Below are 20,323 nucleotides of genomic sequence, written 5' to 3' on the forward strand. Positions count from 1 at the left end.
GATAACGTATCATATTTTTCGCACAATTGAATCATGGTGACCTCAAAACTGGTAATGTAATTTGTCGAGAAAAACATAGCCAGAGGAGGCACACCATGACTCAGAAGAATTGTAGCAAAAAGATGGGCAAAATAATCCAGATTGACGAAGAAGGGGTAAAAGACCACCTTGGGCAGATCGTCAAGGGGACGGTCCAGGATACCCTTAATGCAATGCTTGATGCAGAGGCGGACCATCTGTGTAACGCACAGCGGTATGAACGAAGCGCAGACAGAAAAGACACCCGTGCAGGCTCATACCGGAGGAAGCTGCATACGAGGGCTGGGGAAGTAGAGATCACCGTGCCAAAACTAAGAGCATTGCCCTTTGAAACAGCGATCATAGAGCGATATCGCAGAAGAGAGACCTCCGTAGAGGAAGCGTTGGTAGAGATGTATTTGGCTGGCGTATCGGTAAGGAGAGTAGAGGACATTACCGAAGCACTCTGGGGGACCAAGGTCAGCCCCGGCACCGTATCGAGGCTCAACGGCAAGATCTACGAGACGATTGAGAAGTGGCGGATGAACCCGATTGAAGGGGAGCATCCCTATGTATACCTTGATGGCATCTCGATGAAGCGGAGTTGGTCAGGAGAAGTGAAAAACGTTTCCATATTGGTAGCCATAGGGGTAAACAGGGAAGGGTATCGGGAGGTGCTGGGAGTTGCGGAAGGGGCAAAAGAGGATAAGGCAAGCTGGACAGCTTTTCTGCGGTATCTCAAGGGGCGAGGCTTGAAGGGGGTTGAACTGATCATCTCGGATAAGAGTCTGGGGCTCATTGAAATCCTGGGAGATTTCTATCCAGAGGCGAAATGGCAGCGGTGCATGGTACATTTCTACCGCAATGTTTTTACCTTGGTGCCGAAGGGAAAAGTAAAAGAAGTTGCCGCAATGCTCAAAGCGATCCATGCACAGGAGGATCGGGAGGAAGCTATCAGGAAGGCTGGCAGCGTGGCAAAGAAGCTTGAGGTAATGAAACTGGGTAAGGCGGCCAAGCTCCTGAGTGAGGGAATACAGGAGACGTTGAGCTACTATGCCTTCCCTGAGGAGCATCATCGGCGGATTCGGACAAATAACCCCCTTGAGAGAATCATGAAAGAAATCAGAAGAAGGACGAGGGTGGTAGGGGCGTTCCCAGACGGCAATTCAGCGCTTATGCTGGTTGCGGCCAGGCTCAGACATATCGCAGGGACAAAATGGGGACTAAAACAGTATCTGAAGATGGACCGGCTTGAGGAGCAGGCAAGGGAATTGGCAGCATAGAGGGAAAACCAGATGAGGACACCAAATTAAATGTGCGAAAGATTCTTGACACTATCTGAGACGATCATCAATGTCAGATCATATGTGGTATATGGCACTGAAATGACGGAGGGCTTACTGGCATTTCTTCTGCATGAAAACGATAAACTGAATCTGGGAGCATTTGGGCTGGATGACGAAAACAATATCTTTCTTGAGCACACTATCCTGGGCAATACCTGTCAAAAGGCAGAGTTTGAGGCATCTCTTTTTGCTATACTATCGACCAGTGACAAATATGACGATGAAATTGTCTCCCGCTGGGGTGGGATCAGGGAAGCTGACAGATAAATGAACTGCCCAGGACTGAAAGAAAACTTAATGTTAAAACGTTATATGAACAAGATATGAAATCATCCTATGAACAGAAACAGACCGAGATGTCTGAAATAGACACTAACTTCTTAGAATCATTGAAAAAAGGCGAGGAAAAGGCCTATCTGCGGACGAGAAAATGGTGCTATTCATATTTCTATGACTACGTAAAAAATGATGAAGATACAAAAGATCTTGTGTCTGTCTCTATTGAAAAGATCCGTAAGGGACTATCGACCTTTAATTCCAGCAAAGGCAAGGGGAATATCGAGAGCAATTTCAGGTCATGGATTAAGACAATTAATCGAAATACATATCTTGATTACAGAGACAGAAAAAAGAGGGAACTGAGCTTTTCTGAACTTTCCGCAGCGCTTGGATTTGACGATGAAGACAGTTCCCTTATGGAGAAGAATACCGGCAGTCTGATCGATATGCTCAGCAGTAATGCCTATGACAATTATTCATTCAAGGATAACCCGCTCTGGAATATTGCAGTAAAAGAGGTGATAGCGGTAATCGGCAGCGTTAAAGAGCCGCGCAAGAAGATTGCTCTTATCCTAAAGTTCATATATGGTTTTAAGACAAATGAAATTGCGGAGATAATGAGCGAGAACTTTGACTCTATCCAGAGTGTGCTCCACAGAAGCACCCTTGAACTGAGGGAGCTGTATATAAAGAAAGGAATAGAAGCTGACTACCTGGACCCCGACTCATTGAAGAATACCCAGGCAGTATGACAAAACATCCTGAAGACAGAAGAAAATGAATACGCATATTAAAAAATCAGATATTCTCAAATACGTCTCATGTCTGTTGCCTGTAGAGACAATAGGGGCGATCGAAAGTCATATTTCCACCTGCCCGGAATGTCTTCTGAAGGTCTCCCATGGATATGCTAAGAAGAAGGAGGCCTGTAATAAGGCAGAAGAGCTCTTTGCGGATTATCTTGAAGGTGAACTGCAGCCTGATGAAATGACTTTTGTTAACAATCACCTGCTTATATGCTACGCCTGTGAGCAGAAGTATCACAAGCTGGTTGAAGAAAAAGAGGAGAAGACATTAGAAACCGAATTAAATCTCAAGACCTTCGATGTTTCCGCTTACAATTTGCCCAACAACAGTCTTGGAGAGAGTGAGGATGCTGAGTCTGAAAAGAAGAGGATTGAGATTAATAAAAAGGACACAACTGCAGCTGATCAAAGCAAAAGTTGATTTGTGACAAAAGATATGGAGCTTACGAATAGCCTCCCATTTAGTAAATTTCTTGCATATATCATATGATATATTTGAACGAAAAGTCCGAAAGTTTTCCCTATAGGGATATCTCAGAAGTAGATATTTCTGCTAAAAATAATAAATCAGGGCGCTAATCTCAGATTCAGTGGAGAATGTATCGCTGGATATCGAGTGCATCAAGAAGTAGTCGCATGCTTTACTTGAGGACTAAGTTGCCGGAACGTTATCTGGAACAAAATGTCAGAGACGCTGCCTTGAAACTTTCGGCATAATAGTGGAGTCTATAGTTCCTCAACGAAAGGAGGGCTGACAATGAAAGTGAAAGATATTTTACTAAGTGTATCTATTAGCGTTCTCCTCTTTATCGTTATTGCTACATCGGAATTTCGCTTTGAGTATATGTATCTTTTTTTTATAGGTGTCGTGCTAAATGCTCTCCCAGTGCTCATTGGTAAGGTTATAGCAACCCCGAAGATAACTGAGAATCTTTTTATTGCAGGCACCTATGGTGGTGGCAATAGAGGAGTATTTCTTGTTTCTTTTTTTATGCCAAACAAACTTCTTGAGTTTATGATAATTGATCTTGGCAACTACATTTCGCTGCTATTGATCTATCCCATGCTGTTCAGGAGAAAACATTTGGAAAAGAAAAATCTTCTCCTTGTGTCACTGACTATTATCGCAGTTATCGGCGGTATTTATATTAATAAGAATCAACTACCCTGCTATTGGTGTTCAGAAGTTAAGAGCGGTATTCTTTATGCGATTGTGATTTATACGATTATTCAGATAATCCAATGGCTAAAAGAGAACAGGCCACGGGTTCTGCTCGATGCTGATTTTGCATGGTTCATAAGCGCACGAATAGGTATTGTGGGATTACTGCTTCTTCTGTATTATTTTGTCACGGCAAGTTGGATTCCCACCTTACTTATATTTACTGTCCTGCCGACAAGTTCTCTTCTTTTTGTTTTTTTTAATCGTCAGGACCAGATATATGACCGGGTTGTAAAAAATACAATTGCTTCTATGCTGGTATATTTCGCGGCTATTATTAGCTTCTTTATTGTAAAAAACATTCCGCAGTATATGTAAATTTGAGAATTATCTCAGGCATGCGAATTTGAGATTAAGAATAAATGGATAATTGAAAGGTTGTTCGGCAGACTCTATAATTGCATTTGCTAAATATGAAGGCTCACGACGCATAGCAGGATAGGGCGTATGGGCGAAGGAGGGATAAAATGGGTAGGCACAACATTCATGTGTATATGCTCTATTTGCTGGATTTTGAAGACGGTAGGGTGGTCTTTACAAATGATCAATCATTAGAAATTAAAAAGTCTGTGCAGAAGATCATTAAAGAATATGGTCATCGCTTGGACAGTTGCGATGCTGAGTTTGATACTCACACGCTAAACATAGAGGGCCTTAATCAAAGCTTGGCTTCCCGCAATACTCAACTTATGGAATTGGTAGAAGCGAAAATCGGATATTACCATCACAGATTTATTTCTCACTTTAAACTAAAAAATTCTCATAATGATATAAATGTGCAAATACGTAAAATTAGAGATATCCTGCGACAATACAGCAATACTATCGTGGAGAAATGCAAAGAAGAAATAAATAATATCAGAAATCTTCAAGCTGATGGCAAAATCAAAGGTTTTTTTGAGTATCAGTTAATTGTTGCAGAAAAGAGTACAGATATTCTTGACTCATTTCAGATACCTTTTTCATTTCAGACAACATCTCTATGCTTTGATATAATCAAGCCGACCTATTTTTTCCCGGAAAGAATGCTGGTCAGGATAAGTATTCCCTGTGCGGTTATATATGGACATATTCAGGTTGATAAGGATAAGACATTGGTCAGGGATTTTATAAATGCAATATACCAGCATGCGCTTTATGGGAGAAAGAAACGCTTGGTTGAAATGGGAGCAAGTGTTGTGAAATCTATCAAAGATCCCTATAAAATTGACGAGCAAGATTTGCAAGATCTCTGGGCTTATATGATAGATACTATGGGTGGAAAGACATCAAATGTATATTCGTTCAAGGTCATCAGGGTAACGCTCTTCATAACGATTATTGTTTGTATTCTTACTATTGCCTTGGTTGGAAAAGAAATCAAGGAAATGATATTTAAGGAATCGCCTGCAAAAGAGACTATAGAAACAACCGGAAATAGTGTAGATACGGGTCGTGATAAATTAGTCGAGCCAGTTTGCGGTAAGGATAGAAAGGCGCTTTTAGAAGATAATCGAATGGGAAGCAGTGAGCATGACCGCCCAATTGTGTATGAAAAGAGGGGCAGGAGTGAAAGAGGTTATTAATCGGGGGTATAAAATATTTTGTGCAAATAGCCTTCAGAGGGTAGGATAAAAAACCTATCATTAAGAAGGAGAGAAAATGGAGATCAAAGCGGAGTTCATAGATGAGCTGATCAAGGGGTATCAGAGCCCTGAAAAGATACTTGGTGAGCATGGACTTTTAAAGCAGTTGACGAAGGCAGTATTGGAGCGGTGCCTACAGGGGGAGATGACCCATTAATCAGACAAAGGCAGATTACTGGAGAAGTTTCAAAACTGCCTTAAAATACTTTTCCCACTTGGCCCCATTTCAGAAAGAGATCTAATGTAATCGTCTTCGAACATTTCAGAGAAATTCAGATAAGTGTCCGCAATTGCAATAACCCTCGATAATGAAAAAAGTTGTATCACAAAGCCCCATATATTTAATACTGACTATGTCACCAGATCAAATCCTGCAAGAAAATGCCTTATTGAACCGTTTATATGCTAAGACACTATTCAGTAATCACTTTGAATCAAGGAGGTGGATTATGGCTAAGGCGGTAATTGCAGTATTTGCAGTAGTTCTGCTCTGTTTACTGGTTCTTCGCAGCGTTATGCTCTGGTATTGGAAGATCAATGAGATCGTAGGGCGACTGGACGAGATAGTTATGGAACTGAGGCGCATAAACGAAAGAAATATCACCCGATAAGGAGGAACAATGGACGACAAGATGAAAGAAACGCTGACACATATTATAAAGACAGGAGGTGCTGTTCTTCTCTGCGCCGCAGGTATTCTGTTCATTCTCTATCTGCTGTCTATTCCGTTTGACATCTACATCATCTACTGGATTTATGACTATGTTGTCGAAAAGATAGGCGATGTATCCGGACTGAACCAGAATCTGCTGAAGGCGTCTGTTTTGATCGCGCTCATTCCGCTTCTCTGGGTGATTCCCAATCTTATCAGGGGCAATCATAAGAAAGAGGCGCGGGCAGCAGTGATTCTCTATTTCAGCCTTTTCTTTTTCGCTACCTACTACTTCAGCAGGGACATAAATTTTTCGAGATCAGCCGGGAAGGCTCTTAAATATTATGCCATTACTCCGGAAGGGGTGAAGTTTTTCGATAAGGCAGGAGTAGATCCGTTATACGGCATTGCTCTTAAGCCTGTAACACCGGATTCCATAAAGAATCTTAGACTGCTCCAAAAAGGTGAGTTCAAGGCTGTTGATCCAACTCAGGCCAATCTCTTTAATCCGGTAACCGGTGACCCTCAGGTCTGGTATTTCAGGCATGAAGACGGGCGCTATCAATTCTTCAATAAACCTGGTTACCACCCAGTTAATGGAGAGGCCCTTTCCCCGATTACAAAGCAGATATACGCAGACTGGAAGAAGAAAGTTGAAGCAGAAGAGAAAAGACAGGCAGAGGAAAGAAGGATTGCAGAGGAAAAAAGAAAGATTGCTGAACGCAATTTCGTAAAAAACGGAGACTTTGCAAACCGGCACGACAATTGGGAAAAGAAGATCGGCGATGTGAGCCAAGGTGCGAGCACCGCAGAGATCATCTCGCTGCCGTCGAGCAAATCAGGCAGGGCGCTTCATCTTAAGCATGAAGGCAATGGCTTTATTCAGTTTTCCCAGGTCCTTGATATAGAAAGTATTGATATGACCTTTTCGGCTTCCTTTCAGATGAAGTCCCATGAGGGCATGATCATGGGATTTACCGGAACCGGCATAGCACAGATAGGGCTCTTTTATCTGGATGCAGAGGGCAATGCGCTTGGAGAAACAGTGCTTCTTAACTATCAGAAAAATCCTTTTGCTGACACCGGCCTCATCGGCGTGCCCAAAAGAGAGGGAGATTCTTACAAAAAGCACTATATAGAGATTAACGATCAAAAGTTCCGGCAGGATTTCAGATTTCAGCTCAAAAGCGAGATTGAGGATCACCTGCACGGTATGGACATGGCTTTAGTTAAAAAGATTGCAATACTTATTTGGTGCGGTGCCAATCATCATCAGGCCGGTTCGGAGTTATGGATAGCAGATATAGGCCTCAGAAAACAGATGCCTCAATAAGACCTCGTTTTCTTCTGCCTGTTTACATCAGCAATTCGTGAAAGAATTCTCAGCCCTCAGGCGTTATCCATAGATAACCCAAATTCAAGGAGGATGAAAATGATCACAAAAATGTTTGCAGCAGAGAGGGAAGAAAGCGTTAAGTCCTTTGACCAGGCAATGGATGCGATCAAAGGCGACTTTCAGGTCGAGCATTATGGTGACCAACTCAGGAATCTCACACTTACCGAAGAAGGTCATCTTGATTTAGCGGCAGGCAGTTATCCTATCACCAGCAGTGCCTTTGACGGGCTCTGCAGAAGCATCAGGATGCCCTCGGATTTTGGAAGAAAGATTCCCGTAGACCTATTTATTTACAATTTCGATGCCCTGAAGGCAAAGCTCAACCGCCGCTTACATATCTGCATCACAAAGGGAACTGTCGTTAGTGTCGGAGACATCATGCCTGAGCCTATAAGAAATGCGGAGATTCTAACTGAAGCTACTGACCGGGCTGAACGGACAGGAATGAAGCTGCACGATGTAAGGATCTCTGACCGTGGCATGCAGATCGATATTCTTGACCCTCGCAGAAACCTCGAACCTATCAAAGGGGATGTTACATCGGTCGGTCTGAACATCGTTACGTCGGAAATGGGCCTGCTGAAGACAAAGGCGTCATTATTCCTGATGAGGCTTGTATGCAGTAATGGAGCTATAGTGAAGAAGGCATGGGGAGGCTATGAGTCACTTTTTGACTATAGGGTAAGCAAGGAAAAGTCACTGCCGGAATTCTTCGACAAGATGGGAAAGGCGAGCTTTAACTATGACGCCTTTAGCGGCAGATACAGGAGGTTAACCGAGAGAGAACTAAACGCAGCTGAATTCCTTGAACTTCATGGCAGGCTTGCAGGCATGATTGGCACAGAGCAGGCAGATAATGTGAGCAATATCAGCAGAGATCAGCGTATTGAGCTGAAAAATAGAGTGGAAAATGGCAGAGACAGTAGATATCCCGCAGGGATTAACGCCTATGACTTCTATAACTCCATAACCCATGCTGTAAAGGGCTTTCCCTTTTCGACCCGTAGGGCCCTCGAGAACTTTGGTGGCTCGCTGATACAGATGATCCCGGCTATGTCATTCAATTGAGAGTAGGCACATAACGCTACAGAACTAAGGGGGGCCTTGAGCCCCCTTTTTGTTGCCCAAATGAAATAAATATTGCTCATCTGACGCTATATATCAAACAAATCGATAAATAGGGGGAAGAATGAAACAACTGAACGTCGAAGTTCCGAACAAGGACAAGGCAGTATGGGAAACCATTATTAATCCAGAAAAACTCATAGAGCCTGCAATCCGCATCAGAAAGAACATAGAAGCAGTGAGATTCGACGCCGACTTTGCCCTCGAACTGAAGGGCGTTGCAGAGAAGCAGAGCAGATGGTCAATGATAGATGCCACAGCAGACAAGACATCACATGCTGATGAGGCGCAGGTCATCGGTAATCTGCTATCTGGTCTCTCGATGGGTCAGTGCCTGGACTTTATCTACTCCTTCAGCAAGAGCGACAGCGGGGCAGGAGTGATTGACTGGAAGATCAGAGGAAGGGTGAATGGGCAGACTGCCGATTCAGCTGCAACGGATGCAAGGGAGCTATATCAGAATATGGTGCTGGTTCTGGCGACCATCCAAGACCGTTATCAGTTCGGCCCGGTCACAGAACAGCAGGATCTGGCGGCGATGGACAAGAAAGATCAGTGGATTGGAACAGTCAGCCCTCTTGGCATCGATATCAGTGCTGCGGAGAGGGGAAGAATCGGTTTTGGGACAACAGAGCTTCTGCAGTCTCAGGCAAACAGTGTTATTGCCGTGCCCTACAGGAAGCAGAATACAATTAACCCTATCGACTCCGTTGCTGTAGCAGCAACAAGCTGTCTTGCTGATATGAAGATCAGAATTTCGATAAATCCTGTTCTCTTGTCAACAGACGAACTTAAGCATGTCGGCTCTGCCCTTGACTGGCTCCAAAACGGCGAGGCCAAGAAGCTGCTGTACCCTCAGGAAACAAATACCGGTCTGGACGACAAGGATATCATGACCGGCCTTGAGCATACGCTTAACAACTGGATCAAGAACCCCTATGGTTACAGGATCAGTTGCACAGTAAGCTCCGACAGGCCGATACCGGCATCACTTATGAGTATGAGCGCTGGGCTATTTAACTGTCCTGTAATGATCAGAACCTCATCAACAGGCAGACAAAAGGTTGCCGCTGACAGTTTGAAAACGTCAGAAAAAAACAAAAGTAATGTGCTCGATCTTCAGGGATGCTGCAATAGCTCCAATGATATGCCGTCGATGATCCCGACAGTTAATGCCTTGACCATATGCGGCACTGATAAGATCTACCAGACTGCGCTGAATATTCCGGTCAGAAGTGGTCTGCTTCTCGGCGAAACTGTTGACAGATCTCTTATCAAGGACGTGAGATTCTCACGTCCTGACAGAAGCAGACACGCCTACTGCCTTGGAGCAACCGGCGTGGGCAAGAGCACACTGCTTTATAACATGATTATGCAGGACATTGAAAACGGAGAAGGCGTGACCCTTATCGATCCCCATGGCGATCTCTTTACCCAAGTCCTCAGCTCAATTCCGAAAGAACGGGCAGACGATCTGATCATCTTCGATCCTACTGACTTCAATTATTCTGTGGGACTCAACTTCCTCGAATGCACTGATTTCTATAAGCCGGTACAGATGAACTACGTTATCAATGAGCTTATCATGATCTTTGATCGCCTTTATGATCTTCGAGAAACAGGGGGGCCTATCTTTGAACAGTATATGCGCAACTCCCTGGCCCTGATACTCGACAATGATCTCGGAGAACAGGGGACGCTTGTGGATCTTCCTTCGGTATTTGAGGACAGAGGTTATAGAAGACATCTGCTCAGAAACTGTAAAAACAGGCTTGTAATAGACTTCTGGACAAAAATGGCGGAACGGGCAAGCGGAGATGCACAATTGAGCAACGTAGCACCTTATATAACCTCAAAACTTAACCAGTTTACCCACAATGCCATTATCCGACCGATCATCGGGCAGAAGAAGAGTACCATAAACTTTAGGGAGGTGATGGATAAAAGAAGGATACTGCTGATCAATCTCTCAAAAGGCATGCTTGGCAATTTTGACTCAAGGCTCCTGGGCATGCTGCTTATAGGCAAGCTCTTTGGTGCTGCACTCAGCCGCGCCAATCAGAAGCATGAGGACAGAAAGCCGATGTTCTTCTATATTGACGAGTTCCAAAACTTCGCAACAGAAGGAATTACGCATATTTTGTCCGAGGCCCGGAAGTACTCACTATTCTTGACCTTGGCAAATCAGAATCTGGCGCAGTTGAATACTTCACGGGGCAATAATATTCTTGATTCAGTTCTCGGGAATGTGGGCAGCCTTATGTTAATGAGGACAGGCTCTATCGATGCAGCGAAGATGGAGACATATACCAAGCCTGCTCTTCTGCAGCAGGATCTGCAGGAACTCCCTGACTTCCATGTTGTAGGGCGGTTGCTTTCTAACAACACTCCAACAAAGCCCTTTGTCTTTAAGACTATGCCGATGAGAAAGGTTGAAGACGCAGCCAACGTTGAGATGCTGAGATACTCATCACGGAAGAGATACGCAAGACCGACACAGGATGTGGAGAGCGAGATCATGTCAGCGAGATTAGAAAGCAGTCCACTCGAAAAAGTCTTAACCGAAGACGATTAGCCTCTTTTCTTGCCGCTTATTTACCGGCGACCCACCCAATCTGTATTACTCCAAATACGTTTCGAATAGACAGAAGGATTCATCGAATCCTTAATTCAATACAAAGGAGAAGTAAATTATGAAGATGAAAGCTGTAATAGTAATGCTGTTGTTGGTGATGGTTTCTGCCTGTTCCTCGACTCAGACACTGAGCGAGAACGGCAAAAGATTTGATATGAAAAAGGAGATGGGGATTGTAATAGGCAAGTCTTTGAAACGGGATGTTTTCGAGACATACGGGCAGCCGAGCGCAAGCAAAATTCTCGGCAAGTATGAAGTTATGACGTATTCGTATTCAAAGCAGTCGTTTAAAACGTCGGGTGTAGGAAGTGCGCTACTGGGGGCAGTGCCGGGAGTCGGATTGGTTCAGGCTGGTGTAGAGTTGCAGAGAGACCGCGGCAAGGACAGAATTAACATGGAGTGGCAGGACCTGAGCGTCTATGTCGAGATGGCTACAGGAATAGTCAGGGATTTCTATTATCATGACAGTGATCTAAATGGTCATGACGAATCCGAGGCCCTTTATCTCAAGGCAACGGTTGCCTTTGCCGAGAAAAGAACTGATGAGGCAGTCAAGCTTCTCGAAAATTCAATAAGCCTGAATTCTCGAAATCACCGGGCTTTAAACACCCTTGCCTGGCACTGTATTGATCTTGGAATAGATGTTGATAGAGGAGTAAAAATGGCACAGCAGGCTGTTGAGGTATTCTCAGACTCTCCCCACAACAACGGCACCCTTGGTATGGGCTATTTCAAGAAGGGAGACCTGCAAAATGCCGAGAAATATCTCCAGATTGCCGTGAATTTGTACCCAGTATATGCTCCACAAGATTACCAGGCCCTTCAGCATGACAAGGCCATGCTCCAGACCGTGCAAAACCAGAAATAGTTGTAGCAGTTTTCAGTTATGCAGAGCTGCTGTAGGACGACTATAGCAGCTCTGCATAATATTTACTGCTCAACTAAATTCAATAAACTCTCGTTTTATAGATGAAAGAAATATAAGCTCTCCGGCGTTATCCGTATATGGATGCAGTAAATTATAAAGAAAGGAGGGATTTCTTGAGGCCAATCAGAATACTGATAATCGAGGATGACAACGACCGGCTTGCCAGACTGAAGGCAATGTTGCCAGAATGGACAAGGCCTGTAGCGGCTGTGAGTGCTGGCAGGGCAATAGGCCTGCTCGAAAGAGACAGCTCCAGAAAGAATGGGGGACGAGATACCTACGCAGGCATCCTTCTGGACCATGATCTTGTATGCCATGCCGTCAACTTCACAGACAGCAGTCTCGACGGCAGGGATGTCACAAGGAGTATAGTCCAGAATGTCACATCTAATGTGCCGGTGCTTGTTCACTCAATGAACTTCACGCACTCGCAGACCATGGTCAGCTGGCTCGAAGGTGAGGGATTTCCTGTGAGCCGAATCCCTATGAGCCTCATGACAAAAGACAAAATGGCTGTATGGCTGGAGGAGGTAATGGAACTGTGGGAGGACAGAGAGGAATGAACTTTATGCTCCTTGATCTGAGTGAAGTCTACTTCATACGCATACAGAAGACGCCTGTGCCTCATAAAAGAGGAGGCAAGTTTGTGCAACTGCGTAACAGTGACGGCGAATATCTTGTTTTCTCACCAAAGGAGCTTTCCAGTTTTCATGCGAATATTGTCGAGCGATTCTGCTTGATGCAGAAGCTGAAAGGTAGATATACCAGCAAAAGAATGGACAGCTATGAAATAGACGATCCTGAGTGGGAAGTAGTTGGAGGCGGCAAGTGGCACATAGATACTCGGGAGAAACGGCTTGTACTGTTCGATACCTCTGGCACATACGGAAGATTTGACTCAAATAAGTTGAAAGACCGAATAAAAGCTTCGGGGAATATGGCAGGGTATCAGATACAGATTCTGTGAATGAACCAGGAGGATCATGAAAGCGATAATTAATGGAAAATCTTTGGAATGTTACCCTACAAACGACGAAGTGAGAGAGTTGTGCCGACCGGGTGAAGGAGCAGATACCTGTATCTGGCTGTCGATGGGGCTGAACGGGTTGGAGTGCTGGTATTGCAACAGGCCTGATAGCTTAGAGGATATGTGGCGGAATGGAGAAACTACTGCAAAAAGGGACGGCTGCGATAAGATGAAGCAATTTGCACGATCCGAGCATAAGGGGAAAGATGTCAATTTTTAGGAGATACTACTGAAAGAAATATCTACCTCATGGAGTTATCTATATATTGGGACCTACATTATCTGGAGGGAGTGATTTCAGTGCATGATTAAAAGACTCTCAAATAAGCAACAATACGAGATCAAAACTCTATCTATAAAGTGGTTCGAAAACGCTTTTTATCGAAAAGATTTTGATAAGCCCTTGATTGAAGCATCACTCGCGTGGATATACGGGCTCTACAGGCTGCCTTCACCTACAATCATATATGCAAAAAGTCCTGACGAATGCCAGAAGATCGCTGCAAGTCTCAGAGAAGAAGCAAAGGCAAAAGAGGCACTCTGGAATAATATTTACGGACTTCAGGCACAGATTGAGATCGAAAGGCAGGCCAATCGAATGACTGCTTACAAATTATCGACTGCGGCGAAGCAGGATATATGGGCAGGAGTCGGAAGCAATCGGTTCGTGAGATTTGGGCTTGAGCATTATTTTCGAATCATGTATGAACAGGATCTGGAGCGGTTTAGCTCTGACGGAATCTTTGCGAACGAATGGTGCTGCTACTACGATTTTCTTCGGGATTTGAAACTGCTGACATTAGAGGACTTTAGGCGGTATCGGGAATTTATCCATGACAGCGGAATATTTATGAGTATCTACGAAACATCTGTCGCAATTATCTGTCCACATCCCATATATGCCAGATTCAATGAAAAACAGGAACTGCATTGTTCTTACGGCCCCGCAGTTGCCTGGGAAGATGATTTCAGACTCTATTATTTGAATGGCAGACTCTCCTCAGAGGTATTTTTTATGCCGGCGCGCGACATTGATCCACGCCTTATTCTGAAGGAGCGGAACGCGGAAGCACGCAAGGAAATTATCAAAAAGCTTGGTGTAAAGAATGTTATCAGGACCCTCGGTTCCAAGACCATTGACAAGGTTGGCAGCTACGAGCTTATTGTGCTCGAAATTCCAAGCATGAACACGAGGCCGACATATTTAAAGATGAGAAATCCATCTACAGGTGAATGGCATGTCGAAGGGGTTCCCCCCACAGTTAATAACTGTATACAAGCTTTGGCCTGGAGAGATGGCGAAGAAGAGTATATACGTCCAATACAAATTACATAGGAGGAATTGAAATGAAGAAACAGCAGGGTGACGTTATTATCAGGAGTATAAAAGAGATACCGGCATATGCAAAGAGAGTAGTAAGACAGAGGCGCGGCTTTATTTTGGCAGAAGGTGAGGCCACAGGGCATGCCCATGTCATTGAAGAAGAGATAGAGATGTACGAAATGAACGGTATTCTCTACCTGAAGGCCGACAGGCCGGTGACAGTTAAGCACGAAGAGCATAAGCCTGTCAGCCTTGACAAGGGTGTTTATGAGATTGGCATTGTCAGAGAGTATGATCCCTTTGAAGAAGAGGTCAGAAAGGTCGCGGATTAGGCTGTTTAACTACAAGAGAAAAGCCCTTTTAGAGATTTCTCTGTAATGAATTTTGTTGAATAATATTGAATTTATAGTAAAGGAGATATTCAGATGGGTGGAGTTCTCTACGACATCAATATTTCAAAATATCTTCAAGCTGCATTAGCAGAAGGCTCGATTAATGAAAGAATGAGCCGAGTGCTTTTAAAATCATTTTCTGGTCTTAGATCTCGCCATTATTATCGGAGTTTTATCGAGCAGTTGAGAAGATTAGATAACGATGTAGACGTCGACAAGTTTTTTCAGGATGCAGTCGATACAGAAGATCTTGAAAGATATAATTCGATTATTATTCTCGATATTCAAATTGCTGTCCATAAAGTATTGGGCCATGCGTTTACTGAAGAGGAAAGAAAGGCAATGAGAAAAATTAATGCCTGTGTTTTGCTTGTGCTGAATGATGCGTCTATCGCGTGCAATTAGCATGCATGCAAATAAGAGAGGCCGGTTATTTTTTGGATTTAGGGGGAGAAGAAATGGCTGTTTCCATTATTAACGGCAATGTTCTTGAGGCGCAGGCGGATGCACTGATCCTAACTATTGACGGTGCTCGCAAAGGGATGGAAGGGAATATTGCGCGTCAGTTTTCAAGGAAATGGCCAGAGGTTTGGGCAGAGCTTGAGGATGAAATATCATATCCGCTGCCCTTGGGGCAGGTATTTGATTATGAGCCTGTATCTGAATGTCCATTTAAGCTTCTGTTGATTGCCTCGACATTAGTTCATATGGGAAATCTTACAGAATATTATCTCAAGGGTATCGTCAGGACTGCATTTGAGGAGGCGCTAACAAGAGCTGCAGAATACAATGTAAGCAAAGTTGCATCGGCCGTAATGAGCGGCGGATGGCGACTGAAACCACAGGCCGCCTTTCTCTCAATGACGGATGGATATGAAAGCGCTACCCGGAACGGAAGCAAAATCGGCATAGAGATCTATTTGCCAGATCAACAGCAGTATTTGCATATAAAGGCCCTTGCAGAAAGCATGGGATGGAGGTAGGGGTGTCAAGGAAACATGAAGACGGAGAAAATGCATTACCTTTCAGGCGTTAGAGGTTACATTTCCTGATCTTCTCCTCCAAGATACTCCGTTTCGTCGCATATCGTTCCCTTGATACCCTGATAATGGTTGCAGCATTCTTCTCAGTATCTCGCAGGCTATCCGGGGGCAGCGTTATTGCCGAAAAAGCATTCCCTGCGATTCCATCGATCATCAGTCTGAGATAGACATGATATTTGGGCAAGTTACAGAAGTCGTCTTCTACGAAAGTCCCCAGTTCCTTTTCCAACCGTTCTGCATCCTCTGCCCCTACCCTGAAAGAGATAATCGTTCCACAATTGCCGAATATGGCATTTTTCACTTTATCCTCGACCTGCTCGATGTACTGATTTGCCAGAATAAGATTCAGCCGGTATTTCCTGGCCTCACTTAAGATATTGGCAAAGGATTCAGTCGCAAAGTTTTGAAATTCGTCAGTATACACATAGAAGTCTTTTCGCTCTTCTTCCGGAGTATCCACTCTCCCCATGGCTGCCAACTGTATTTTCGTTATCATCATCGCCCCGAGCAGGGCTGAATTGTCTTCCCCGATCCTTCCTTTGGAGAGATTCATTATCAGTATTTTCTGGCTGTCCATAATCTCTCTCACATTAAAGGAGCTCTTTGGTTGGCCGAAGATATTCCTGATTAGGTGGCTGGACAGGAACTGTCCGACCTTGTTCTGGACTGGTGCTATCGCTTCCTCACGATAACGATCATTCCACTTGTCAAAGGTTTTCTGCCAAAAGGCTCTGACTACCGGATCTTCAAGCTCTGAGGCGACCTGTTTTCTGAAAGCTTCGTCCCGCAACATGCGCTGAACTCCCAAAAGAGTGGAATTGGATGTCTCCAGCAAGGCCAGGAGAGTGTTGCGTAAGGTATCTTCCAGTCGTGGTCCCCAGCTGTCATGCCAGATCTTCTTAAAAACTCCGATAAGGCCTGAAGCGGTCAAATGTCTCATTTCAGGGCCGATGTTCTCCATAGGATTAAAGGCTATCGGATAGTCCTGATCGGAAGGATTGAAGTAAATAACGTCATTGATTCGGCTTGATGGAATTGCTTTTAACAGTTTTTCGGCAGTATCCCCATGAGGATCAATATAAGCCACCCCATGGCCTTTCCTGATATCCTGAATGGCCATAGTCTCTAAAAGATTCGTCTTTCCCATGCCTGTTTTGCCGATAATATACATATGCCTTCTCCTGTCATCCTGCTTAATGCCGAACTTCTTTTGCTCGTTTCTGAAGTTTGTTTTTGCAAAAAAGGTAATTTCTGCCATGGCGATATGATTAATTGGTTAAAAATAGAGGGCATACCTGTTAGGGATGCCCTCATGAGTTTCAGACCTTCAAGATCCTGATAAAGGTCTGCAGGTTCTTTACTGCCTGCATGGCTATTTCGTCAAGGTTCTTGCTCTCAGAAGAGAACGATACATATTTGCACTTGTTGAGTAGTGCAAAATGGGCCGCAGAAAGATAAGGCAGTCCGAAATTGCATACTGCCTGCTGCCCGCGGGAGATGAGTTTCACGCAGTCCAGCATATCAGTGGTGAACTGGACTTCCTGTTCCGTATCGATACGGCTGAAGTTGTAGAGATACAGCTCAGGGTTAAAGGAATTATGGAAGACCTGTCTTCCGTCCTTTATCCTGATCCCGTAGTAGGCTATTTTGCTGCCGAGTTCATCAAATACAGTAAAGGCGACGCACCCTGACAGCATAGTCTTTCCCTTTGGCCTGCCGATTCCCAAAGAACTTGCCGTCTCCGCAGATATCCCCTGAAGCTCAAGATACCTGTCGTATTCGAGGTCATAAGAAATGCTGATCGGCTTTTCAATCCTGGAAGCAGGATATGCAACTGCTTTCTCGATCAAAAGTGCCTTGGCTTCGTCCCAGCTCATGACCTTTGTCTCCATGAGCAGAGATATTATCTGTCCTGACCCTTTACAACCAGGACAGTACCAGACATTTTTCTTGTCTCCGTAAGCCCTGATTACAGCCTTTCCTTCCTCACATTTGGTGCAGGGGTAGTGGACATAAGCCCCTGATTGCCCTCCTTCAACTCCGATAACGGTAAGCGCCTTCATGGTATCAATTGCCTGCAACGTCTCGAGATACTTCATGTCTCCTCCTTTGGTTGGGTTGATTGTTATTACTAAGGACCGCGTAATACGGTCCCTGCAAGGAACAGATTGAACGATGGAAATAATCTGAAAGGTCTGGGGAAAGAACTTTGTGCGTATATATTTAACGAGCGGAATTTCGGGATAACCCCAGCCGCCTCTTTGGGCGGCCAGGGTTAAAGAGTGTCGGTCCTTTAGGTTGATGTTTTGCTCTGCACCAGCTCAGACATCAACCGTCATCACGTTGTGCAGTCCCTATCACAGTTAAGCTATCTACCCTAAGGTAGAAGAGTTTCTGTCCCTATCTCTTGGACATCAATGATGACCGGCGCTTCCGGCATGGTGACCGTAAGCATTGGTAGGACCCCAAAATAAACCAGAACAGTCCTGATCTGCTCTGGGCTCCTACCACTTTTTAATAGACAGAAAAGTCTTATATCTGAACTTCAAAGCCTTTATGATTAAAAATCTTTCCGTTTTGTAAAAAACCGGAATAGGTTGCCCCCACAATTCTGTTTGGCTTCCTTCGTAAGGTCTTTCTCACTATTTCGAATAGTTTCTCAAGTCGGGCTTTTTCGCCCTCCGGGCTGTCATAGCGATGTCGCATAAAGAAGATCACCCGGTACGCTCCATGTCCTGAATAATTCTTTTGGATCTTCTCGATCAACTGGTCGTCGTTCATATGTCCATTGTCAAACTCGAAATAGAGATTTTCCATATGAGCATCAGGGTTTTCCCTGATCCATCTGACAGACAGTTGTTCAATACCACCAAGGTTTCTGTCATGCAGAAACTTGGCAAGGCAGTCCCTCAGTTGGTTGTCATGAAGGAAGTGATGGTTTCCCACATCCTTCTTCTTTGTGCAGGGACTGCCATAAACTGCATGGTTACCCTGATCATGCAGTTTCTTTAGACGCATTACCCTCTTGGTTCTGGTCATCTTTTCGAGCTCGGTTCTGATGACTGCAGCCCCGCTGGTCGTAATACATAGAAAAATATACGGGACGAGGGGGCCTGGGGCAACTCCCCAGCTCGGAAGTTTATGATGTCCTGCGTCTAAAGTTCCGAGCTGGGGAGTTGAACATCGAGAGTTCACTCGCCAGGTCTCCCTCTGTCCCTATTAGAAATGGCTTATTGCCGGCCCATATTACTGTGACCGGGCATGCTTGATGTTCTGAAAATTAAAATAGTGTGAGGTATTACGGTAAGGTCTGAATATACCCCTATCTAAAGGTTGCTTATTTTAAAAAGGAAGGGGAAAGTCATTGCCTTCCCCTTGAAATGTTCTACGTGTTTCCGGTCTGTTTTAGTTCCGAAGATTTGTCATCGGCCTTCAGTTCTTCGATAACTGCCTGTCTGCCGATCTCCCTCAAAGGCCTCAGTTCGCATCCGAAACGGGCGATTGCGATCCGCTGCAGTTCCTCGTTCTTCAGATTGTCGTATTGCCAGCCCATCGTCACCTCCTAATAGGGCAATGGTTCTCCGTGGAGCCAGTCATTAAAGCGTTCGGCTATCGGCATTGTCACCTTCTTTTCGTCGATGGTGGCGTTATACTGCTGCCAGCCTTCATAGCACGGCACGATCTTGACGATTGCACCATTTGAGAGGCCAACCTTGACCATTCTTTCACTTTTCTTTGTCTGCCCGATAAACTTTAGGTATCTGATATAGATATTCATGGAAACCTCAGTTTTCTGTGATCGCGGCATGAAGCGATATATGCTTCTCCATAATCACGATCGGCGGGCAGGATTTCAATGCCTCGGTGCAGGCGTTGTAAAAGCTCCACATTGTCCGGGGTCTGAAATCGTCATAGGAGGGCGTGAGCCATTCCTTCTTTACGACCGGCAACTGTCGAGGTGTAAGGATACCGTGTCCGAACATCAGACCTATCATCTTGAAAGCCTCGGTGTTGTCGATCATCCTTCCCTTCATGGTCTCTGAATCCTCGACGATCTTCCGGAAATTCTGCTGGCTCCGGTACAGCGTCGAAATTGCTGCGTCTTCAAGTCCCTGCCAGACGTTCGCGGTATGCTTTCGCATGATCGTGATGTCTCCTGTAAGGGCAAGGTTATCGCAAACGAATACCTGTGCGCCGATGGCAATACCAATTGCCATGCTCTTGTCATAGGAATTCCTGAATCCTATGGAGAGCCCAAGCTCTGTATGGTCGTTCCTGAATGCCAGGACTCCGAACATCTGCTGCCCGTCCCTCGCAAGGGCATACTGCTCATTTGAGAGCGTGAAGCCTTTGAGAATATCTCTTCCGATGGTCGAAAGCGTATCCGCAAGGTTGTTGTGAGGCACCGGGATATAACTGTCCGTGGCCTCTGGTACCGGGACAAGTGCAAGATCGTCCCTTGTTACGATCTGTCCTCCTCTGTGAACAAGTAATGACATGTTGTA

The 20,323-nt window shown here is 44.8% G+C and carries 24 protein-coding genes; 18 read left to right on the forward strand and 6 right to left on the reverse strand.

The features are described 5' to 3' along the window. Window positions 1–122: 122 nt before the first annotated feature. The 18 genes from HZB31_04295 (at window position 123) to HZB31_04380 (ending at window position 15,758) form a co-directional block, all read left to right on the forward strand. Window positions 123–1,301 carry an IS256 family transposase gene (locus tag HZB31_04295; protein ID MBI5847159.1) on the forward strand — a complete coding sequence of 393 codons (1,179 nt, stop codon included), beginning with the start codon at window positions 123–125 and terminating at the stop codon, window positions 1,299–1,301. Between the two features lie 30 nt (window positions 1,302–1,331). Continuing rightward, window positions 1,332–1,631 (forward strand): hypothetical protein, encoded by a 300-nt coding sequence (locus HZB31_04300; protein ID MBI5847160.1) that lies wholly within the window; start codon window positions 1,332–1,334, stop codon window positions 1,629–1,631. 56 nt (window positions 1,632–1,687) lie between these two features. Then, a complete protein-coding gene (locus HZB31_04305; protein MBI5847161.1) occupies window positions 1,688–2,395 on the forward strand; it encodes an RNA polymerase sigma factor in 708 nt (235 codons plus the stop codon). 25 nt (window positions 2,396–2,420) lie between these two features. After that, window positions 2,421–2,870: a zf-HC2 domain-containing protein gene (locus tag HZB31_04310; protein ID MBI5847162.1), complete on the forward strand. Its 450-nt coding sequence runs from the start codon at window positions 2,421–2,423 to the stop codon at window positions 2,868–2,870. 336 nt (window positions 2,871–3,206) lie between these two features. Continuing rightward, window positions 3,207–3,989 (forward strand): hypothetical protein, encoded by a 783-nt coding sequence (locus HZB31_04315; protein ID MBI5847163.1) that lies wholly within the window; start codon window positions 3,207–3,209, stop codon window positions 3,987–3,989. Window positions 3,990–4,138: 149 nt separating this feature from the next. After that, complete coding sequence (locus HZB31_04320) at window positions 4,139–5,236, forward strand: hypothetical protein (protein MBI5847164.1); 1,098 nt, start codon at window positions 4,139–4,141, stop codon at window positions 5,234–5,236. Window positions 5,237–5,312: 76 nt separating this feature from the next. Further along, window positions 5,313–5,453, forward strand: coding sequence for a hypothetical protein (locus HZB31_04325; protein ID MBI5847165.1), 141 nt, complete (start codon window positions 5,313–5,315; stop codon window positions 5,451–5,453). A 292-nt stretch (window positions 5,454–5,745) separates the two neighbouring features. Beyond that, window positions 5,746–5,907 carry a hypothetical protein gene (locus HZB31_04330; protein ID MBI5847166.1) on the forward strand — a complete coding sequence of 54 codons (162 nt, stop codon included), beginning with the start codon at window positions 5,746–5,748 and terminating at the stop codon, window positions 5,905–5,907. A 9-nt stretch (window positions 5,908–5,916) separates the two neighbouring features. After that, window positions 5,917–7,281 (forward strand): hypothetical protein, encoded by a 1,365-nt coding sequence (locus HZB31_04335; GenBank protein MBI5847167.1) that lies wholly within the window; start codon window positions 5,917–5,919, stop codon window positions 7,279–7,281. 99 nt (window positions 7,282–7,380) lie between these two features. After that, the gene (locus HZB31_04340; protein MBI5847168.1) at window positions 7,381–8,412 is read left to right on the forward strand and encodes a DUF932 domain-containing protein; all 1,032 of its coding nucleotides are present in this window, start codon (window positions 7,381–7,383) and stop codon (window positions 8,410–8,412) included. 121 nt (window positions 8,413–8,533) lie between these two features. Then, the gene (locus tag HZB31_04345) at window positions 8,534–11,044 is read left to right on the forward strand and encodes a type IV secretion system DNA-binding domain-containing protein (protein ID MBI5847169.1); all 2,511 of its coding nucleotides are present in this window, start codon (window positions 8,534–8,536) and stop codon (window positions 11,042–11,044) included. A 118-nt stretch (window positions 11,045–11,162) separates the two neighbouring features. Further along, window positions 11,163–11,972, forward strand: coding sequence for a hypothetical protein (locus HZB31_04350; protein ID MBI5847170.1), 810 nt, complete (start codon window positions 11,163–11,165; stop codon window positions 11,970–11,972). A gap of 173 nt (window positions 11,973–12,145) precedes the next feature. Beyond that, a complete protein-coding gene (locus HZB31_04355) occupies window positions 12,146–12,595 on the forward strand; it encodes a hypothetical protein (GenBank protein ID MBI5847171.1) in 450 nt (149 codons plus the stop codon). Beyond that, on the forward strand, window positions 12,592–12,999 hold the full coding sequence (locus HZB31_04360; protein ID MBI5847172.1) for a hypothetical protein: 408 nt from the start codon (window positions 12,592–12,594) through the stop codon (window positions 12,997–12,999). The genes HZB31_04355 and HZB31_04360 overlap by 4 nt, the downstream gene beginning before the upstream one ends. Before the next feature lie 364 nt (window positions 13,000–13,363). Then, the gene (locus tag HZB31_04365) at window positions 13,364–14,395 is read left to right on the forward strand and encodes a hypothetical protein (protein MBI5847173.1); all 1,032 of its coding nucleotides are present in this window, start codon (window positions 13,364–13,366) and stop codon (window positions 14,393–14,395) included. An 11-nt stretch (window positions 14,396–14,406) separates the two neighbouring features. Then, window positions 14,407–14,715, forward strand: coding sequence for a hypothetical protein (locus HZB31_04370; GenBank protein MBI5847174.1), 309 nt, complete (start codon window positions 14,407–14,409; stop codon window positions 14,713–14,715). A gap of 93 nt (window positions 14,716–14,808) precedes the next feature. Then, window positions 14,809–15,180: a hypothetical protein gene (locus tag HZB31_04375; protein ID MBI5847175.1), complete on the forward strand. Its 372-nt coding sequence runs from the start codon at window positions 14,809–14,811 to the stop codon at window positions 15,178–15,180. 53 nt (window positions 15,181–15,233) lie between these two features. Further along, the gene (locus tag HZB31_04380) at window positions 15,234–15,758 is read left to right on the forward strand and encodes a hypothetical protein (protein ID MBI5847176.1); all 525 of its coding nucleotides are present in this window, start codon (window positions 15,234–15,236) and stop codon (window positions 15,756–15,758) included. 49 nt (window positions 15,759–15,807) lie between these two features. Here HZB31_04380 and HZB31_04385 read toward each other — a convergent pair whose 3' ends face one another. The 6 genes from HZB31_04385 to HZB31_04410 form a co-directional block, all read right to left on the reverse strand. Next, window positions 15,808–17,076, reverse strand: a complete 1,269-nt coding sequence (locus tag HZB31_04385) for a type IV secretion system DNA-binding domain-containing protein (protein ID MBI5847177.1) — start codon at window positions 17,074–17,076, stop codon at window positions 15,808–15,810. Window positions 17,077–17,137: 61 nt separating this feature from the next. Beyond that, complete coding sequence (locus HZB31_04390) at window positions 17,138–17,917, reverse strand: hypothetical protein (GenBank protein ID MBI5847178.1); 780 nt, start codon at window positions 17,915–17,917, stop codon at window positions 17,138–17,140. A gap of 433 nt (window positions 17,918–18,350) precedes the next feature. Next, entirely contained in the window at window positions 18,351–18,857 is a 507-nt protein-coding gene (locus HZB31_04395; GenBank protein ID MBI5847179.1) for a hypothetical protein, read from the reverse strand. A 346-nt stretch (window positions 18,858–19,203) separates the two neighbouring features. Continuing rightward, a complete protein-coding gene (locus HZB31_04400; GenBank protein MBI5847180.1) occupies window positions 19,204–19,371 on the reverse strand; it encodes a hypothetical protein in 168 nt (55 codons plus the stop codon). Between the two features lie 9 nt (window positions 19,372–19,380). Further along, window positions 19,381–19,596 carry a hypothetical protein gene (locus HZB31_04405; GenBank protein MBI5847181.1) on the reverse strand — a complete coding sequence of 72 codons (216 nt, stop codon included), beginning with the start codon at window positions 19,594–19,596 and terminating at the stop codon, window positions 19,381–19,383. A 7-nt stretch (window positions 19,597–19,603) separates the two neighbouring features. Beyond that, window positions 19,604–20,317, reverse strand: a complete 714-nt coding sequence (locus tag HZB31_04410) for a DUF932 domain-containing protein (GenBank protein ID MBI5847182.1) — start codon at window positions 20,315–20,317, stop codon at window positions 19,604–19,606. Window positions 20,318–20,323: the final 6 nt, after the last annotated feature.

It is taken from the genome of Nitrospirota bacterium (genome assembly GCA_016235245.1).
Lineage (GTDB): Bacteria > Nitrospirota > Thermodesulfovibrionia > Thermodesulfovibrionales > UBA6898 > UBA6898.

Excerpts from the sequence above, each read along its gene's own strand:
- HZB31_04295 (MBI5847159.1), top strand. The coding sequence starts at position 123 with ATGGGCAAAATAATCCAGATTGACGAAGAAGGGGTAAAAGACCACCTT.
- HZB31_04300 (MBI5847160.1), top strand. The coding sequence starts at position 1,332 with ATGTGCGAAAGATTCTTGACACTATCTGAGACGATCATCAATGTCAGA.
- HZB31_04305 (MBI5847161.1), top strand. The coding sequence starts at position 1,688 with ATGAAATCATCCTATGAACAGAAACAGACCGAGATGTCTGAAATAGAC.
- HZB31_04310 (MBI5847162.1), top strand. The coding sequence starts at position 2,421 with ATGAATACGCATATTAAAAAATCAGATATTCTCAAATACGTCTCATGT.
- HZB31_04315 (MBI5847163.1), top strand. The coding sequence starts at position 3,207 with ATGAAAGTGAAAGATATTTTACTAAGTGTATCTATTAGCGTTCTCCTC.
- HZB31_04320 (MBI5847164.1), top strand. The coding sequence starts at position 4,139 with ATGGGTAGGCACAACATTCATGTGTATATGCTCTATTTGCTGGATTTT.
- HZB31_04325 (MBI5847165.1), top strand. The coding sequence starts at position 5,313 with ATGGAGATCAAAGCGGAGTTCATAGATGAGCTGATCAAGGGGTATCAG.
- HZB31_04330 (MBI5847166.1), top strand. The coding sequence starts at position 5,746 with ATGGCTAAGGCGGTAATTGCAGTATTTGCAGTAGTTCTGCTCTGTTTA.
- HZB31_04335 (MBI5847167.1), top strand. The coding sequence starts at position 5,917 with ATGGACGACAAGATGAAAGAAACGCTGACACATATTATAAAGACAGGA.
- HZB31_04340 (MBI5847168.1), top strand. The coding sequence starts at position 7,381 with ATGATCACAAAAATGTTTGCAGCAGAGAGGGAAGAAAGCGTTAAGTCC.
- HZB31_04345 (MBI5847169.1), top strand. The coding sequence starts at position 8,534 with ATGAAACAACTGAACGTCGAAGTTCCGAACAAGGACAAGGCAGTATGG.
- HZB31_04350 (MBI5847170.1), top strand. The coding sequence starts at position 11,163 with ATGAAGATGAAAGCTGTAATAGTAATGCTGTTGTTGGTGATGGTTTCT.
- HZB31_04360 (MBI5847172.1), top strand. The coding sequence starts at position 12,592 with ATGAACTTTATGCTCCTTGATCTGAGTGAAGTCTACTTCATACGCATA.
- HZB31_04365 (MBI5847173.1), top strand. The coding sequence starts at position 13,364 with ATGATTAAAAGACTCTCAAATAAGCAACAATACGAGATCAAAACTCTA.
- HZB31_04370 (MBI5847174.1), top strand. The coding sequence starts at position 14,407 with ATGAAGAAACAGCAGGGTGACGTTATTATCAGGAGTATAAAAGAGATA.
- HZB31_04375 (MBI5847175.1), top strand. The coding sequence starts at position 14,809 with ATGGGTGGAGTTCTCTACGACATCAATATTTCAAAATATCTTCAAGCT.
- HZB31_04380 (MBI5847176.1), top strand. The coding sequence starts at position 15,234 with ATGGCTGTTTCCATTATTAACGGCAATGTTCTTGAGGCGCAGGCGGAT.
- HZB31_04385 (MBI5847177.1), bottom strand. The coding sequence starts at position 17,076 with ATGGCAGAAATTACCTTTTTTGCAAAAACAAACTTCAGAAACGAGCAA.
- HZB31_04390 (MBI5847178.1), bottom strand. The coding sequence starts at position 17,917 with ATGAAGTATCTCGAGACGTTGCAGGCAATTGATACCATGAAGGCGCTT.
- HZB31_04395 (MBI5847179.1), bottom strand. The coding sequence starts at position 18,857 with ATGACCAGAACCAAGAGGGTAATGCGTCTAAAGAAACTGCATGATCAG.
- HZB31_04400 (MBI5847180.1), bottom strand. The coding sequence starts at position 19,371 with ATGGGCTGGCAATACGACAATCTGAAGAACGAGGAACTGCAGCGGATC.
- HZB31_04405 (MBI5847181.1), bottom strand. The coding sequence starts at position 19,596 with ATGAATATCTATATCAGATACCTAAAGTTTATCGGGCAGACAAAGAAA.
- HZB31_04410 (MBI5847182.1), bottom strand. The coding sequence starts at position 20,317 with ATGTCATTACTTGTTCACAGAGGAGGACAGATCGTAACAAGGGACGAT.